The organism is Citrobacter sp. RHBSTW-00944, assembly GCF_013615435.1.
In the GTDB taxonomy this organism is placed as follows: domain Bacteria; phylum Pseudomonadota; class Gammaproteobacteria; order Enterobacterales; family Enterobacteriaceae; genus Citrobacter; species Citrobacter braakii.
Genome location: NZ_CP055418.1, coordinates 3374539 through 3388821 on the forward strand (window position 1 = coordinate 3374539; position 14283 = coordinate 3388821).

Below are 14283 nucleotides of genomic sequence, written 5' to 3' on the forward strand. Positions count from 1 at the left end.
TTCCCGCTATTAATATGTTTTTATAGAATCAAATGCATTCTCTAAGTCCGCAATTAACATCTCTGGAGATTCCTGTCCAATTGAAATCCTAATTAAACCAGGCGCCATCCCATCTTTGCATATTACATCCTGGTTATAACCGCGATTTGGAGAAATAATCAGGCTTTCATATCCCCCCCAACTGCATCCCGGTTTGAAAATTCTACAACTATCAATAATGGCTTTAACTTTTTCAAAACTGCCATCTTTAAGTTCAAAACTAATGAGACCAGAAGTACCAAACATTTGTTGTGAAACAATTTCACGTTGTTTTGCATCAGCCATAAGAGGGTGACAGATATTCTCAACCTCTGCTCTGCTATTGAGAAAAGTAAGAATTGCATAGGTATTATTCTGATGTTGTCTCATGCGCAGCGGCAACGTTCGTAAACCGCGAATCACTAGCCATGCGCTATCCGGGGCCAGCACTGCGCCAAGAAGCTGATGTGAAAAATCACGAATAATATCAAGATAGACTTTTGCGCCTACCACAGCACCCGCCGTTAAATCACTGTGACCGCCGATATATTTAGTACAAGAGTGGAGCACTAAATCGAAACCAAGAGTCAATGGCTTTTGGAAGAGTGGCGTAGCCCATGTATTATCAATGGCAGTAATAATATTATTCTCTTTCGCCAACTCTGCTATCATCTGCAGATCCACAACTCGCATGGTCATTGTTCCTGGGGATTCCGTGTATATCATGCGAGTATTCGGCTTTATTTTCTGCCGAATATCCTCGACATCGCCACTGAGAACAATGTCATAGTCAATACCAAAGCGTTGTTGCATTTGCTTCACCAGCACAACTGTTGGACCATAAACATTATTCACCAGAATAATATGGTCACCACTTTTCAGCAGGCCAAACAATGTTGCGCTTATCGCGCCCATGCCCGATCCAAAAACTTTGCAGGCCGCGCCACGCTCCAACGCTGCCAGTTTATGCTCTAACAGTTCCGTTGTTGGGTTAAGCCCCCGGGAATAGATGTAACGTTCAGCTTCGTGCTGCATATCATCACAGTATTGCTGATAGCTCTGCTGCACAAACAGACTGGTTTTTACTAGCGGAGGGCTGACTGCACCAAAATTTTTCTGGTGTTGTTCACCAACTCCAGAACATATCATGGCGTCCTGAACGGCATAATCATTCTCAGCGTAATTGCATATTATTTCTTTCATAATTTTCCTTTATATTTTCGTCAGGGAAATTTCTATAACAGGACAATTATAAAAAAAAGGAACAATGACAGCCTTTTGCTTGCTGCCAAAATGCTGAAAGAATCGTCAGAAATGTAAAGAATAAAACGATGAGATTCACAAAGCTGAAAAACAAAAATCAATTCAGCAAAGAATCAATTAGAGTGAGTGCATTAATTTTAAGAATAATAAATGGCAATAGAAAAACGAATAATATAATTATAAATGATAATACATTCTGTATTTTTCCAATCGCCATGGCATTTACGCGATGGCGAATTGGAAAGTGGAAACAATCTTACGATGCCGCGATAAACAACTCGCGCAGCTGATGCAACTGGTCGCGGATTGTCGCAGCCTCTTCAAATTCAAGATTCTGCGCATGCTGCATCATCTGCCCTTCCAGCTCATGAATCTTCTGCTGCAGCGCTTTTGGCGTCATATCCAGTTCGACAATTTCAGACTTCGCGCCTGCGCGTGACTTCCCTTTGCCTTTCGCCTTAGTCTTCGCAATATTCTGACCCAGCGCCAGAATATCGACCACTTTCTTGTTCAGCCCCTGCGGCGTAATACCGTGTTCTTCGTTGTAGAGATGCTGTTTCTCACGACGGCGTTCAGTTTCACCTATCGCCTTAGCCATTGAGGCGGTAATTTTGTCGCCGTAGAGAATAGCCTTCCCGTTGATATTACGCGCCGCACGGCCGATGGTCTGAATAAGCGAACGTTCAGAACGCAGGAATCCTTCTTTGTCTGCGTCCAGAATCGCCACCAGTGAGACCTCAGGCATGTCCAGACCCTCACGTAACAAGTTGATACCCACCAACACGTCAAACTCGCCCAGACGCAGGTCACGAATGATTTCCATACGTTCCACGGTATCGATGTCTGAGTGCAGATAGCGCACCCGCTCACCGTGCTCTTCGAGGTATTCGGTGAGATCCTCTGCCATCCGTTTCGTGAGCGTAGTGACCAGCACACGTTCGTTAATCGCCGCACGGATGCGGATCTCAGACAGCAGATCGTCAACCTGCGTCGCCACCGGGCGTACCTCAATGATCGGATCCAGCAGGCCGGTCGGTCGTACTACCTGATCGACGACGTCATCACCGGATTTCTCCAGTTCATAGTTGCCCGGCGTCGCTGAGACGTAGATGGTCTGCGGGGCCAGCGCTTCAAACTCTTCAAATTTAAGCGGACGGTTATCCAGAGCCGACGGCAGACGGAATCCGTATTCGACCAGAGTCTCTTTACGCGCCCGGTCACCACGATACATACCGCCAATTTGCGGGATAGTGACGTGGGATTCATCCACCACCAGCAGGCCGTCGGCAGGCAGGTAATCAAACAGCGTCGGCGGCGGCTCGCCGGGGCCACGCCCGGACAGATAGCGGGAGTAGTTTTCAATCCCCGAGCAGTAACCCAGCTCGTTCATCATTTCCAGATCGAACTGCGTACGCTGACTTAGCCGCTGTTCTTCCAGCAGTTTGTTATTTGCCAGCAGGACCTTACGCCGCTCTGCCAGCTCAACTTTGATTTCTTCCATCGCCTGCACGATACGTTCGCGCGGCGTCACGTAGTGCGTTTTAGGATAGATGGTGTAGCGTGAAATCGTGGATTCAACCTGCCCGGTAAGCGGGTCAAACAGCGATAAACGTTCGACCTCTTCATCAAACAGTTCCACGCGCAGCGCGATATCGTCGGATTCAGCCGGGAAAATGTCGATCACTTCACCACGCACGCGGAAGGTTCCGCGCTGAAATGCCTGATCGTTGCGGGTATATTGCAGTTCCGCCAGGCGGCGCAGGATCGCACGCTGGTCGATAATCATCCCCACCGTCAGGTGCAGCATCATTTTCAGATACAGATCCGGATCGCCCAAACCATAGATAGCGGAAACTGACGCGACGACAACGACATCCCGACGTTCCAGCAGCGCTTTGGTCGCCGACAGACGCATTTGCTCAATATGTTCGTTAACCGAGGCATCCTTCTCGATGAAGGTATCAGAACTTGGTACGTAGGCTTCCGGTTGATAATAGTCGTAGTAGGAGACGAAATACTCCACCGCGTTATCCGGGAAGAACTCTTTCATCTCACCGTACAACTGCGCGGCCAGCGTCTTATTGGGAGCCAGCACCATGGTAGGCCGCTGCAAGTCCGCAATTACGTTAGCGATGGTGAATGTCTTCCCCGAGCCCGTCACCCCCAGCAGCGTCTGATGCGCCAGACCATCCTCCAGCCCTTCTTCCAGACGGCGAATAGCCTCAGGCTGATCGCCAGAGGGTTTAAAAGCGGAATTTAGTTTGAACGGTTTACTCATGAGCAGCTACCTGAAGCAATGGGCGGGCAGGTGTGTAATTTTACTCGCAGTCGTATATTTTGCCAGTAAAATATACTGGATGAAAAAACAGTAACGCACCAGAATATTTCTGATACGCCATCAGAATGACCGTGACCGCAGGCTAAAATTTGGCCTCAGACAAGATAAAACACCAGCAAAAACGTGTTATCCCCAAAGCAATGACTTTTTTAACATTTGTCAAGCCGCCCGATGAAAGTTTTGTGGCAACGCATGACACTTCTGCGACAGCCATTGATTTTATCTAACATTCTGTAATTTAATGACTATTATCCCGAGCCGTCTTTCGCATCAATTTAGTCGCAGGCCGCGTCTTCTCTCGCTTACATTGTGTTTTCTAACTCTAATACACAAGGTTATCCACAGGAATAGTGGATAACTGCCTCCAGCCCGTATGGACTGTAGCCTGGCAAAAACGCCCTCACTCCCTTTTCCGGAGGGATAAAAAAAATTTATCGCTATTTTTTGATATTTATCAGCTAACGAAGCGGCCTGGAATGGCCGGGATCTTGCTCGCATTTTCATCATTTTCTTGCCTGCACCATTACGACACCGCCAGGCACTGGCAATGTGCACAAAACAACGCCAGCCCTCCGGCCAGCCAGACGTTACCGCCTGCGCGGCACACTCTCCTGCTGTTTTTTGACCCCAATCCCTCTTCTGGCAAGAGAATTGCAATTTTCTTCCGACGACCTGTACGTGGGGCGGATAGCATCATGCTGGAGGAATCTATGTTGAGTCTTCGCGCAGTGAATCATTATTACGGTAATCAACACTCCCTATGGGATGTGGATCTCGACCTGCTGCCCGGTAAATGTACCGGTGTGCTGGGGCTTCCAGGAATGGGAAAGACTACGCTGACCAATTGCATTATCGGCAATTTACCGATCGAAAGCGGCACCATGTTCTGGCATCAGGCTGGCGCACCGCCGCGCGACCTGAGTCCCATTCCGGCGGCAAATCGCATCGCGCTGGGCATTAACTACGTTTCACAAGAGAGACGGATTTTTTCGCAATTGACGGTAGAGGAAAATCTGCATATTGCGCGCCAGGCGGTTGAGGAAAGCGAAACGATGAACAGCAGTGATATTTATCGCCTGTTTCCACAGTTGTTCGTTCTGCGTCAGGCCAAAGGGGCGGCATTATCGGAAGATGATCAGCACCAGCTTGCGCTCGCCAGCGCGCTGGTCACACGCCCGCGCCTGCTGATCCTCGATGAGCCCACGCGGGGAAGTGGCCAGGCATATATCCACAAACTGGGGAACCTGGTTGTAAGGTTAAGCCAGGAGCTCGGCATCGCCATAATGCTCGCGGAGCAGAGCCTGCCGTTTATTCGTCGGGTCGCTGACTGCTACTGCCTGTTACACCGTGGACGCAACGTGGCTCAGGGGCAAATCACACAGCTCAGCAACCCGCTAATCACCGACTGGGTGACGCTACAGACAAAACGCTAAGATCGATATAACGTCCTGTCGATGCCCGCTCCGGCTCTTCTGCCAGCCAGGGAATTTCCCCCAGCAGCGGAGCCGCAAGCACACGCCTGAGCGTTGCCATATATTCAGCATGACGCTTGCCAGGTGGCGTCACATCATTGGCGACCCATCCGGCAAGCGTCAGTCCGGCCTGCTGCACCGCCTGGGCGGTCAGCACAGCGTGGTTGATGCAGCCGAGCTTAACGCCAACCACCAGAATAACCGGCAGTTGCTCTGTTTTCACCCAGTCAGCAAAACTCAGCGTTGGCGAAAGCGGCGTAAACCACCCTCCGGCACCTTCCACCAGCACCCAGTCAGCCTGTTGTTCCAGCGCGCGTAAACCCGCAGACATTACTGAGGCCTGAATGGGGCGACCTTCGTCCGCGCTGATGATATGCGGTGAGGTAGGTTCCGCGAAGGTATAGGGGTTGATAGCCGCATAGTCCACCGTCACAACACTGTTGCGCTGTAATGCCAGGGCATCGCTATTGCGCAGACCTTCAACCGTCATTTCACTGCCCGACGCCACTGGCTTATAGCCGACGGTTCGCAATCCCCTCTGCCCCGCCGCCTGTAGCAACGCGCAACTGGCGATAGTTTTCCCCACTTCGGTATCCGTCCCGGTGACAAAAAAAGTGTTAGTCACGTTGAATCACTCCCAAAAATAGATGATAGGTCAGCGGATATTTCCCCTGCTGGCAGGGCCAGGCTAGCTGTAGCTGGCGCAGCTGTGAGCGGGTCAGTACGCGCGGCTCGCGGCCATCATGCAAATGCGTCGCGCCAATGCCCTTCAGCGAGCGCATGGCGCTCAGCGCATCGTCAAACCACAGCGTGACGGCATGAGACTGGTATTCAACGTCCCACCCATGCAGGGCGTTTTCCAGTTGCTCCACGGGCAAAAAACGATTGGCGTGCTCCCGCTCATCAACTGCTCGCCACGCCTGACGAAGCTCCGGCATTGACCCCTGCGCCAGGGTACTAAACGCCACCGTCCCGCCAGGACGCACCACCCGGTAAAGCTCGCGTAACGCGCCGCGCAGATCGCTGCACCACTGTACGGCCAGATTGCTCCAGGCGAGGTCGAAAGTAGCAGCAGCCTGCGGAATGGCTTCAATATCCGCCAGCAAATAACGGTGGGCGACATCGTGACGCTGTGCTTCAGTCAGCATTTGCGCCGACAGATCCAGCGCGCAGACCTCGCTCCCTTGCTCCCGCCAGTAACGGCTCATACGCCCAGGCCCGCAGCCCGCATCTAAAACCTGAGAGAATGCCCGACCATCGAGTCGTGCCAGTAACGCATCGGCGCTCTGACGCTGGAGTTCCGCGTGTTGCTCATAGTGAGTAGCCGCGCGACCAAACGCGGCAGCAATCGCCTGCTTATTGACCTGCGCCATGCAGCACCTCCAGTAAGCGATCGATATCCTGGACTTCATGCGCCTGGGTCAGCGTAAGCCGCAGCCTGGCCGTACCAACCGGCACCGTCGGTGGGCGAATAGCCGTCACCCAGCATCCCTGTTGACGTAATGCCTCCGCCAGCTGCAAGGCTTTATGATTGTCGCCCACGATCAGTGGCTGAATGGCGCTGTCTGACTGCGCCAGCGTTAAGTCCGGCGTATTCACCCCAGCGCGAAAACGCTGGATCAGCATCGCCAATTTTTCTCTGCGCTCATCGCCTTCGCGGCTGCGGATCACCTCCAGCGCGGCGCGCAAGGCCTGGGCCTGCGCCGGAGGCATACTGGTGCTGTAGATCAGATGACGGGCAAACTGCAGCAGATAATCGGCCACGCTGTCTGAGCACAAGATTGCCGCACCGCTGACGCCAAACCCTTTGCCAAACGTCACCACTAACAGCTCGGGTTTCACCTGCTGTCGGGAGCACGAGCCGCGCCCTTCCTCACCGCTGACGCCAATCCCGTGCGCATCATCCACCAGCAACCACGCGCCATGCCGCTCAGCTACCGCGTGAATTTCCGCCAGCGGTGCGCTATCGCCATCCATGCTGAACACCCCTTCAGTGACCACGAGTTGTTGCCCCGGACAGGGGGTGGTCAGCAGACGGTCCAGATGTTGGGGATCGTTATGGGTAAAGCGACGTAGCACGGCAGGGCTAAGGCTGGCAGCTTCCAGCAGTGAGGCATGGCTGAGCCGGTCAGCAACAATCCGGTCCTCTTTGCCCATCAGCGCGGCAATAGCCGCCTGATTAGCGGCAAAACCGGAGATAAACAGTAGCGCCCGTGAATAGCCGAGCCATTGCGCCAGCTCATCCTCCAACGCCTGATGAGCAACGGAATAACCGCTGACATGACCCGAGCCGCCGCTGCCGACGCCAAAACGCTCAGCGCCTTGCTGCCACGCGCAGATAATATGCGGATGGTGGCTTAAGCCAAGGTAGTCGTTGCTGGAAAAATTCAGGTATTGGCGACCGTCGGCCTGCAGCCAGCGACCGGCACCCTGCGTCACCGCATAGCGCCGACGCAACGCATCAGCACGACGACGCGCCGTTAACGCATCGTCTATTTTTTGCTGCCAGGTCATACGGTTGCCGCGTTGTAGTATTCGTCGGTATCTGGGGTACGCAGCGCCTGCTCCAGGCGTTGCTGCTGTTCGTTATCACCCGCCAGCACCGCCGTTTGCTGCGGATTGAGACCCAGTTTGCGAAACAACAGCAAATCCTTATCTTCGTTCGGGTTCGGCGTGGTCAGCAGTTTGCAGCCGTAGAAAATCGAGTTAGCCCCGGCCATAAAGCACATCGCCTGGGTTTGTTCGTTCATCTGCTCGCGTCCGGCTGAAAGACGGACATATGAAGTCGGCATCATGATCCGCGCCACGGCGATAGTACGAATAAAATCAAAGGCATCCACATCGTCATTATCGGCAAGCGGCGTGCCTTTCACTTTCACCAGCATGTTGATCGGCACGCTTTCTGGCGGCGTTGGCAGATTCGCTAATTGCAGCAACAGACCCGCACGGTCGGTCACCGTTTCCCCCAGTCCCACAATCCCGCCGGAGCAAACTTTAATGCCCGCCTCACGCACTTTATCCAGCGTATCCAGGCGCTCCTGGTACGACCGGGTTGTGATGATATTGCCGTAGAATTCCGGCGAGGTGTCGAGGTTATGGTTGTAGTAGTCCAGACCCGCATTGGCCAGCCGCTGGGCCTGATTTTCGTTCAGCGTACCCAGCGTCATACACGCTTCCAGCCCCAGTTCTTTTACGCCCTGAACCATCTGTTCCAGGTAAGGCATGTCGCGTTCGTGTGGATTCTTCCACGCCGCGCCCATGCAAAACCGCGTTGAACCGGCCTGTTTCGCTTTACGCGCAGAGTCCAGTACCTGTTCAACCTCCATCAAACGTTCCGTTTCCAGACCGGTTTTATAGCGGGAGCTTTGCGGGCAGTATTTGCAGTCTTCCGGGCAGGCACCGGTCTTAATCGACAGCAGCGTACTGACCTGAACCTGCCGCGGATCAAAGTGCTGACGGTGAACCTGCTGCGCTTCAAACAGCAGATCTAACAGCGGTTTTTCAAATAATTCGGTGACTTGCGACATTGTCCAGCGAGAAGAATGAGCCATATTGGTATACGTTTCGTTATGAGTTTGGTGTAGACTCGTAAACCTAAATCTTTTTAATTTGGTTTACAAGTCGATTATGACAACGGACGATCTTGCGTTTGACCAACGCCATATCTGGCACCCTTACACCTCCATGACCTCCCCGTTACCGGTTTATCCGGTGGCGCGTGCCGAAGGTTGCGAACTGATTTTAGCCAGCGGTGAGAGGCTGATAGACGGCATGTCATCCTGGTGGGCGGCGATCCACGGTTACAATCACCCACAGCTGAACGCCGCGATGAAAACGCAGATTGATGCCATGTCACATGTGATGTTTGGCGGCATTACCCATGCCCCGGCCATTGCGCTGTGCCGCCAGTTGGTGGCGATGACGCCAGAGGCGCTGGAGTGCGTTTTTCTCGCGGATTCAGGTTCGGTCGCCGTAGAAGTAGCAATGAAAATGGCGCTGCAATACTGGCAGGCCAAAGGCGAATCCCGTCAGCGTTTCCTGACATTTCGAAACGGTTATCACGGCGATACCTTCGGCGCGATGTCGGTCTGCGATCCCGACAACTCGATGCACAGTCTGTGGAAGGGTTATCTGCCGGAGAACCTGTTTGCGCCCGCCCCGCAAAGCCGCATGGACGGCGAGTGGGACGAACTGGATATGGTGCCTTTTGCCCGCCTGATGGCCGCGCATCGCCACGAGATTGCGGCGGTGATCCTTGAGCCGATTGTGCAGGGCGCTGGCGGCATGCGCATGTATCATCCCGAATGGTTAAAGCGCATCCGTAAGATGTGCGACCGTGAAGGGATCCTGCTGATTGCCGATGAAATCGCCACCGGATTTGGTCGTACAGGCAAGCTTTTTGCCTGTGAACACGCCAACATAACCCCGGACATTTTGTGCCTCGGCAAAGCGTTAACCGGCGGAACCATGACCCTTTCCGCCACCCTGACCACGCGTCAGGTCGCGGAAACCATTAGCAACGGTGAAGCCGGATGCTTCATGCACGGTCCAACCTTTATGGGTAATCCGCTGGCCTGCGCCGTCGCCTCCGCCAGCCTGTCGTTACTCGAAACCGGTGAGTGGCGCCCACAGGTAGCGGCTATTGAAGCGCAACTGCGGACAGAACTCGCCCCGGCGGCAGACTCGAGTTGGGTAGCCGACGTGCGCGTACTCGGCGCCATCGGTGTGATCGAAACCACGCATCCGGTGAATATGGCGGCGTTACAGAAGTTCTTTGTTGAACAGGGCGTGTGGGTACGACCGTTTGGCAAACTGATCTATCTGATGCCGCCGTACATTATTCAGCCCGATCAGTTGCGTCGTCTGACCCAGGCCGTAAACGAGGCTGTGCGCAGTGCAACATTTTTTAGCGATTAATCAGCGCCCGGTCCGGACGTGGAAAAGTGAAACAGCCCGGATTATTCGATGACTGATGAAGTAACAATATTTAGACATGAAGGCCGGATTATTCCGGCCTTTTTTTATTTGCATCAAAGAAATTGCAAATCGTTTTATATCAATGCTGAGCAAAAATTGACGGGTGATTTAGTAAGCGATAGCGTGAATTTGTCACGTAAGTGATTAAAGTGAAAGGATTTTATGAGATTTTCCTTAAATGGAGTTTTAAGAAAATGGCTATTCCAGCTTATTTATGGCTCAAAGATGACGGCGGCGCTGATATCAAAGGTTCCGTAGATGTTCATGGACGTGAGGGCAGTATCGAGATTTTAGGTCTGAATCATGGTGTATCGCTGCCAACAGACCCCGCCACAGGCAAAGCGACAGCAACACGTCAACATGCCCCATTCACATTTGACAAGGAAACTGATGCTTCAACGCCTTATCTGTATAAGGCTGTAACCACAGGGCAAAAGCTCAAATTGGCAGAAGTGAAATTTTATCGCATCAATGATGCGGGTCAGGAAGTTGAATACTTCAGCATGATGATGGAAAACGTAACTGTAATCAGCATAGGCCCGGTTATGTATGACGTTAAATCGCAGTACGGTGAAAAGCGTAATCATCTGGACGTCGTGGAATTGATGTAGGAGAAAATAACCTGGCGTTACGCGGACGGTAACATCATTCACTCGGACAGTTGGAAGGAACGCGTAACCGCGTAAGGAGACAGTCATGGCATGGAAATATGAGCAGAGCACTGGCAAATTATACAGCGGTTCTGAACTGGTGGAGACCGGCTACTCTGGCAATCTGACGAATAAGAACAACCCGGACCGGCAGCATGTCCGGAGTATGGGGCCGATCCCGCGTGGAACATATAGTATTAACGGACATTCATCCTCTAAAGGCCCTTATACTATCATTCTTGTGCAGACATCTGGTGAATCTTTTGGTCGTACTGATTTCCGCATTCACGGAGAACGCGTGGGTATGCCAGCAGGATTCGCCTCAGCGGGCTGTATTATTATGTCCCTCTCAACGCGCCGCCGGATTTTACGTGAAGGCGGCCCGTTTGAGGTTGTACGATGAAACGGCTCGCATTATTGCTACTACTTCCGTTTATTGTGGCCACTTCAGCAGCTGGCGAAGTGAACTGGCCCGATGCGCTGAAAGGCGTGGCTGCGGGCGATCAAGCGTGGCTGAATAAAACGCCAGAACTCGCGGCTGCGGCAGATGTTAAGCAGGCCATTAAACTGGAAGATGCTTTATCTGCTGCCCTAACAGCAAATACAACCGGCGCTCTTGATGCGCTCAGCGTCATTGACGCGGGAAAATGGCCGCACATGCTCGGGACTGATATTGTCTGCGGAGTGCCTGTTGAAGCTCCAGCAACCGTTGAGGATTTTTATCAGCGGACACGTCCTGCGTTGTTAAGCACTGATAAGGGCGCTCGCTGCTTGTGGTTCCTCGAAGCAACATATGAGGAATGGAAAGCAGACAAAGCCCGTCAGGTTAAGTAAGATAATTAACCCGGTCAATATGGCCGGGTCCTTTCCTCCGCTTCCCTTTGATTTTTCGTGCCGCAGCCGCTAAGGCGCTGAACCCTCTCAGCCGCTCCCTGAATACTCAACACCACACAATAACCGCTCATGCAGTGGGTTTAACCGACAGCACCGGCACGCCGCACACGTTCCGGCACCCAGTAAGGATTATTAAATGACATTTCACGTCCCAACCATTGCAGAAAGTACCGACCGCCAGTTACGCGATATTCAGAACGCGCTACCCGATGAGAACGCCGACACCAGCAGCGACAGCGACTACACCGTCCGGGCTAATGCTGTATCAGGCGTGGCGGACGATCTCTACGCCTATCAGGGCTGGATTATTCGCCAGATTTTCCCTGACACCGCCGAGAAGGAGTATCTGGAGTTTACTCGATGCCGCACTGGCTGGACTGGTCACCAGTGCGAATAAAGTATCCTACTTCACCGGAGAGGATAAGGCAGCGCTGGCTGATTTAACTTCTGTTGGTCGTGACATTATCAGCAAGAACGCTATTGCCGACATTCTCACATACCTTGGTTTGCACGAAACCGGATTTGCCACCCTTGATTGAACGCAAAACAGTCCAGAATATTTCGCCACGCTACATACGGTTCCTGGCTACACTTTTTGGCTAACGAGAGGAGTCAGCATGAAACTAATCAGTAACGATCTGCGCGATGGCGAAAAGCTTGCGCATCGCCACGTCTTTAACGGCATGGGGTATGACGGGGATAATATTTCCCCGCATCTGGCGTGGGATGACGTGCCAGCTGGGACCAAAAGCTTTGTCGTGACCTGCTACGATCCTGATGCACCAACCGGCTCCGGCTGGTGGCACTGGGTGGTGGTAAATCTGCCAGCAGATACCCGCGTACTCACGCAAGGCTTCGGCTCCGGGCTGGTTGCGCTGCCGGATGGGGTGATTCAGACCCGTACGGATTTTGGGAAAGCAGGTTATGGCGGTGCTGCGCCGCCGAAGGGGGAAACCCATCGCTATATCTTTACGGTTCACGCATTGGATGTGGAGCGTATTGATGTCGATGAGGACGCCAGCGGCGCGATGGTCGGCTTTAACGTTCACTTCCACTCGCTCGCCAGCGCCTCGATTACGGCGATGTTCAGTTAAGCTGTGTTGTGCCGGATGTCGGCTTCGCCGCATCCGGCCTACTAAACAAGGCTTCTCTATAGAAATTCAGGCAACAATTTCAACAACGTCCCCTGGGCTAACAGTTCGGTTGCGCACTCAATATCCGGAGCAAAAAAGCGATCCTGCGTATAGTGGGCAACCTGCTCGCGCAGAGCCTGGCGCGCCTGCTCCAGCAGCGGGCTTGAGGTTAACCCTTCACGCAGGTCAATCCCCTGACACGCCGCCAGCCACTCCACGGCAATCACGCCGCGCGTATTCGCCGCCATCTCCCACAACCTGCGGCCCGCTGCCGGCGCCATAGACACATGATCTTCCTGGTTGGCGGAGGTCGGCAAGCTGTCCACGCTGTGCGGATGCGCCAGCGCTTTGTTCTCGCTCGCCAGCGCGGCCGCGGTTACCTGAGCAATCATAAAGCCGGAGTTCACCCCGCCGTTTTTCACCAGGAACGGCGGCAACTGCGACATATGTTTGTCCATCATCAGCGCAATGCGTCGCTCTGATAACGCCCCGATTTCCGCAATCGCCAGCGCCAGATTATCTGCCGCCATCGCCACCGGTTCAGCATGGAAGTTGCCGCCGGAAATGACATCGCCCTCTTCGGCAAACACCAGCGGGTTGTCGGAAACCGCGTTGGCTTCTACCAGCAGGACCTCCATTACCTGACGCATTTGCGTCAGGCACGCCCCCATCACCTGCGGCTGACAGCGCAAAGAATACGGATCCTGCACTTTTTCACAGTTATGATGCGACTGAGAAAGCGCGCTGGTGTCGGTCAACACGTGGCGGTACAACGTTGCGGCATCAATCTGCCCACGCTGTCCTCGTGCGGCATGAATACGGGCATCAAACGGACGACGAGAGCCCAAAACGGCTTCGGTGGTCAGCGCCCCACACACCGTCGCAGACGCGAACAGCTCCTGGGCTTCAATTAACCCGCGCAGCGCAAAGGCTGTGGAAGCCTGAGTACCGTTGAGCAGCGCCAGCCCTTCTTTCGCCTCCAGCGTAATCGGCTCCAGCCCGGCCTTTTTCAGCGCTTCGGTCGCCGGAAGCCATTCCCCCTGCCAGCGCGCTTTACCTTCGCCCAGCAGCGTCAGAGACATATGCGCCAGCGGTGCCAGGTCACCCGATGCGCCCACTGACCCTTTCGCCGGGATCAGCGGATACACCCCGGCATTCACCAGCGCAATCAGCGCTTCAATCACGCTGAGACGAATACCCGAAAAACCCCGCGCCAGGCTGTTGATTTTCAGCACCATAATCAGGCGTACCATCGCGTCATCGAGCGCCTCACCAACGCCTGCCGCATGGGAAAGCACCAGCGAACGCTGTAAATTCTGCAAATCTTCCGTGGCGATACGGGTCTGAGCCAGCAGGCCAAAGCCGGTATTAATGCCATACGCCGTACGGCCTTCAGCGACAATATTATTGACGCAGGCGACGCTTGCGTTGATCGCATCAATCGCCCCGGCATCCAGGCTCAGTTTGACCGGCTGCTGCCAGATGTCGCGCAGTTGCGCAAAGCTCAGATGACCCGGCGTTAATGTCATGGTGTTCAT

General features: G+C 53.6%; 13 protein-coding genes and 2 pseudogenes. 8 read left to right on the forward strand and 7 right to left on the reverse strand.

The features are described 5' to 3' along the window. Window positions 1-9: 9 nt before the first annotated feature. Both HV334_RS16285 and uvrB read right to left on the reverse strand, forming a co-directional pair. Window positions 10-1221: a PLP-dependent aspartate aminotransferase family protein gene (locus HV334_RS16285; RefSeq protein ID WP_047501285.1), complete on the reverse strand. Its 1212-nt coding sequence runs from the start codon at window positions 1219-1221 to the stop codon at window positions 10-12. Window positions 1222-1537: 316 nt separating this feature from the next. Continuing rightward, window positions 1538-3559, reverse strand: coding sequence for an excinuclease ABC subunit UvrB (uvrB, locus tag HV334_RS16290; RefSeq protein ID WP_181220637.1), 2022 nt, complete (start codon window positions 3557-3559; stop codon window positions 1538-1540). A 770-nt stretch (window positions 3560-4329) separates the two neighbouring features. Between uvrB and HV334_RS16295 the strand changes: the two genes are divergently transcribed. Next, window positions 4330-5052 carry an ATP-binding cassette domain-containing protein gene (locus HV334_RS16295; RefSeq protein WP_103283652.1) on the forward strand — a complete coding sequence of 241 codons (723 nt, stop codon included), beginning with the start codon at window positions 4330-4332 and terminating at the stop codon, window positions 5050-5052. On the opposite strand, the gene bioD is transcribed toward HV334_RS16295, so the two are convergent. From bioD to bioB, 4 genes are read right to left on the reverse strand one after another with little or no spacing between them, the layout of a single operon-like run. Next, complete coding sequence (bioD, locus tag HV334_RS16300) at window positions 5018-5716, reverse strand: dethiobiotin synthase (protein ID WP_101699852.1); 699 nt, start codon at window positions 5714-5716, stop codon at window positions 5018-5020. The genes HV334_RS16295 and bioD overlap by 35 nt on opposite strands. Continuing rightward, window positions 5709-6464: a malonyl-ACP O-methyltransferase BioC gene (bioC, locus tag HV334_RS16305; RefSeq protein ID WP_016156049.1), complete on the reverse strand. Its 756-nt coding sequence runs from the start codon at window positions 6462-6464 to the stop codon at window positions 5709-5711. The genes bioD and bioC overlap by 8 nt, the downstream gene beginning before the upstream one ends. Beyond that, the gene (bioF, locus tag HV334_RS16310) at window positions 6448-7605 is read right to left on the reverse strand and encodes an 8-amino-7-oxononanoate synthase (RefSeq protein WP_181220638.1); all 1158 of its coding nucleotides are present in this window, start codon (window positions 7603-7605) and stop codon (window positions 6448-6450) included. Before bioF ends, bioC begins: the two co-directional genes overlap by 17 nt. Next, window positions 7602-8642 (reverse strand): biotin synthase BioB, encoded by a 1041-nt coding sequence (gene bioB / locus HV334_RS16315; RefSeq protein ID WP_029139462.1) that lies wholly within the window; start codon window positions 8640-8642, stop codon window positions 7602-7604. The genes bioF and bioB overlap by 4 nt, the downstream gene beginning before the upstream one ends. A gap of 76 nt (window positions 8643-8718) precedes the next feature. On the opposite strand from bioB, the gene bioA reads away from it, so the two are divergent. From bioA to HV334_RS16345, 7 genes and pseudogenes are all read left to right on the forward strand, one after another. Continuing rightward, window positions 8719-10008 (forward strand): adenosylmethionine--8-amino-7-oxononanoate transaminase, encoded by a 1290-nt coding sequence (gene bioA / locus HV334_RS16320; protein ID WP_047501294.1) that lies wholly within the window; start codon window positions 8719-8721, stop codon window positions 10006-10008. Window positions 10009-10262: 254 nt separating this feature from the next. Next, a pseudogene (tssD, locus tag HV334_RS16325) lies at window positions 10263-10754 on the forward strand (type VI secretion system tube protein TssD). 10 nt (window positions 10755-10764) lie between these two features. Beyond that, a complete protein-coding gene (locus HV334_RS16330; RefSeq protein WP_181220639.1) occupies window positions 10765-11121 on the forward strand; it encodes a tlde1 domain-containing protein in 357 nt (118 codons plus the stop codon). Further along, window positions 11118-11552 carry a hypothetical protein gene (locus tag HV334_RS16335; RefSeq protein WP_181220640.1) on the forward strand — a complete coding sequence of 145 codons (435 nt, stop codon included), beginning with the start codon at window positions 11118-11120 and terminating at the stop codon, window positions 11550-11552. Before HV334_RS16330 ends, HV334_RS16335 begins: the two co-directional genes overlap by 4 nt. Before the next feature lie 196 nt (window positions 11553-11748). Then, the gene (locus HV334_RS16340) at window positions 11749-12009 is read left to right on the forward strand and encodes a hypothetical protein (RefSeq protein ID WP_047501297.1); all 261 of its coding nucleotides are present in this window, start codon (window positions 11749-11751) and stop codon (window positions 12007-12009) included. Next, window positions 11969-12130, forward strand: a pseudogene (locus HV334_RS25330) (phage tail protein); the annotation flags it as partial. The gene HV334_RS16340 and the pseudogene HV334_RS25330, both read left to right, overlap by 41 nt. Window positions 12131-12229: 99 nt before the next feature. Further along, window positions 12230-12706, forward strand: coding sequence for a kinase inhibitor (locus tag HV334_RS16345; RefSeq protein ID WP_016156043.1), 477 nt, complete (start codon window positions 12230-12232; stop codon window positions 12704-12706). A gap of 56 nt (window positions 12707-12762) precedes the next feature. Here HV334_RS16345 and hutH read toward each other — a convergent pair whose 3' ends face one another. Further along, window positions 12763-14283, reverse strand: coding sequence for a histidine ammonia-lyase (gene hutH, locus HV334_RS16350; RefSeq protein ID WP_049043079.1), 1521 nt, complete (start codon window positions 14281-14283; stop codon window positions 12763-12765).

Excerpts from the sequence above, each read along its gene's own strand:
- bioA (WP_047501294.1), top strand. The coding sequence starts at position 8,719 with ATGACAACGGACGATCTTGCGTTTGACCAACGCCATATCTGGCACCCT.
- bioC (WP_016156049.1), bottom strand. The coding sequence starts at position 6,464 with ATGGCGCAGGTCAATAAGCAGGCGATTGCTGCCGCGTTTGGTCGCGCG.
- HV334_RS16295 (WP_103283652.1), top strand. The coding sequence starts at position 4,330 with ATGTTGAGTCTTCGCGCAGTGAATCATTATTACGGTAATCAACACTCC.
- HV334_RS16285 (WP_047501285.1), bottom strand. The coding sequence starts at position 1,221 with ATGAAAGAAATAATATGCAATTACGCTGAGAATGATTATGCCGTTCAG.
- uvrB (WP_181220637.1), bottom strand. The coding sequence starts at position 3,559 with ATGAGTAAACCGTTCAAACTAAATTCCGCTTTTAAACCCTCTGGCGAT.
- HV334_RS16340 (WP_047501297.1), top strand. The coding sequence starts at position 11,749 with ATGACATTTCACGTCCCAACCATTGCAGAAAGTACCGACCGCCAGTTA.
- bioB (WP_029139462.1), bottom strand. The coding sequence starts at position 8,642 with ATGGCTCATTCTTCTCGCTGGACAATGTCGCAAGTCACCGAATTATTT.
- bioF (WP_181220638.1), bottom strand. The coding sequence starts at position 7,605 with ATGACCTGGCAGCAAAAAATAGACGATGCGTTAACGGCGCGTCGTCGT.
- hutH (WP_049043079.1), bottom strand. The coding sequence starts at position 14,283 with ATGAACACCATGACATTAACGCCGGGTCATCTGAGCTTTGCGCAACTG.
- HV334_RS16330 (WP_181220639.1), top strand. The coding sequence starts at position 10,765 with ATGGCATGGAAATATGAGCAGAGCACTGGCAAATTATACAGCGGTTCT.
- HV334_RS16345 (WP_016156043.1), top strand. The coding sequence starts at position 12,230 with ATGAAACTAATCAGTAACGATCTGCGCGATGGCGAAAAGCTTGCGCAT.
- HV334_RS16335 (WP_181220640.1), top strand. The coding sequence starts at position 11,118 with ATGAAACGGCTCGCATTATTGCTACTACTTCCGTTTATTGTGGCCACT.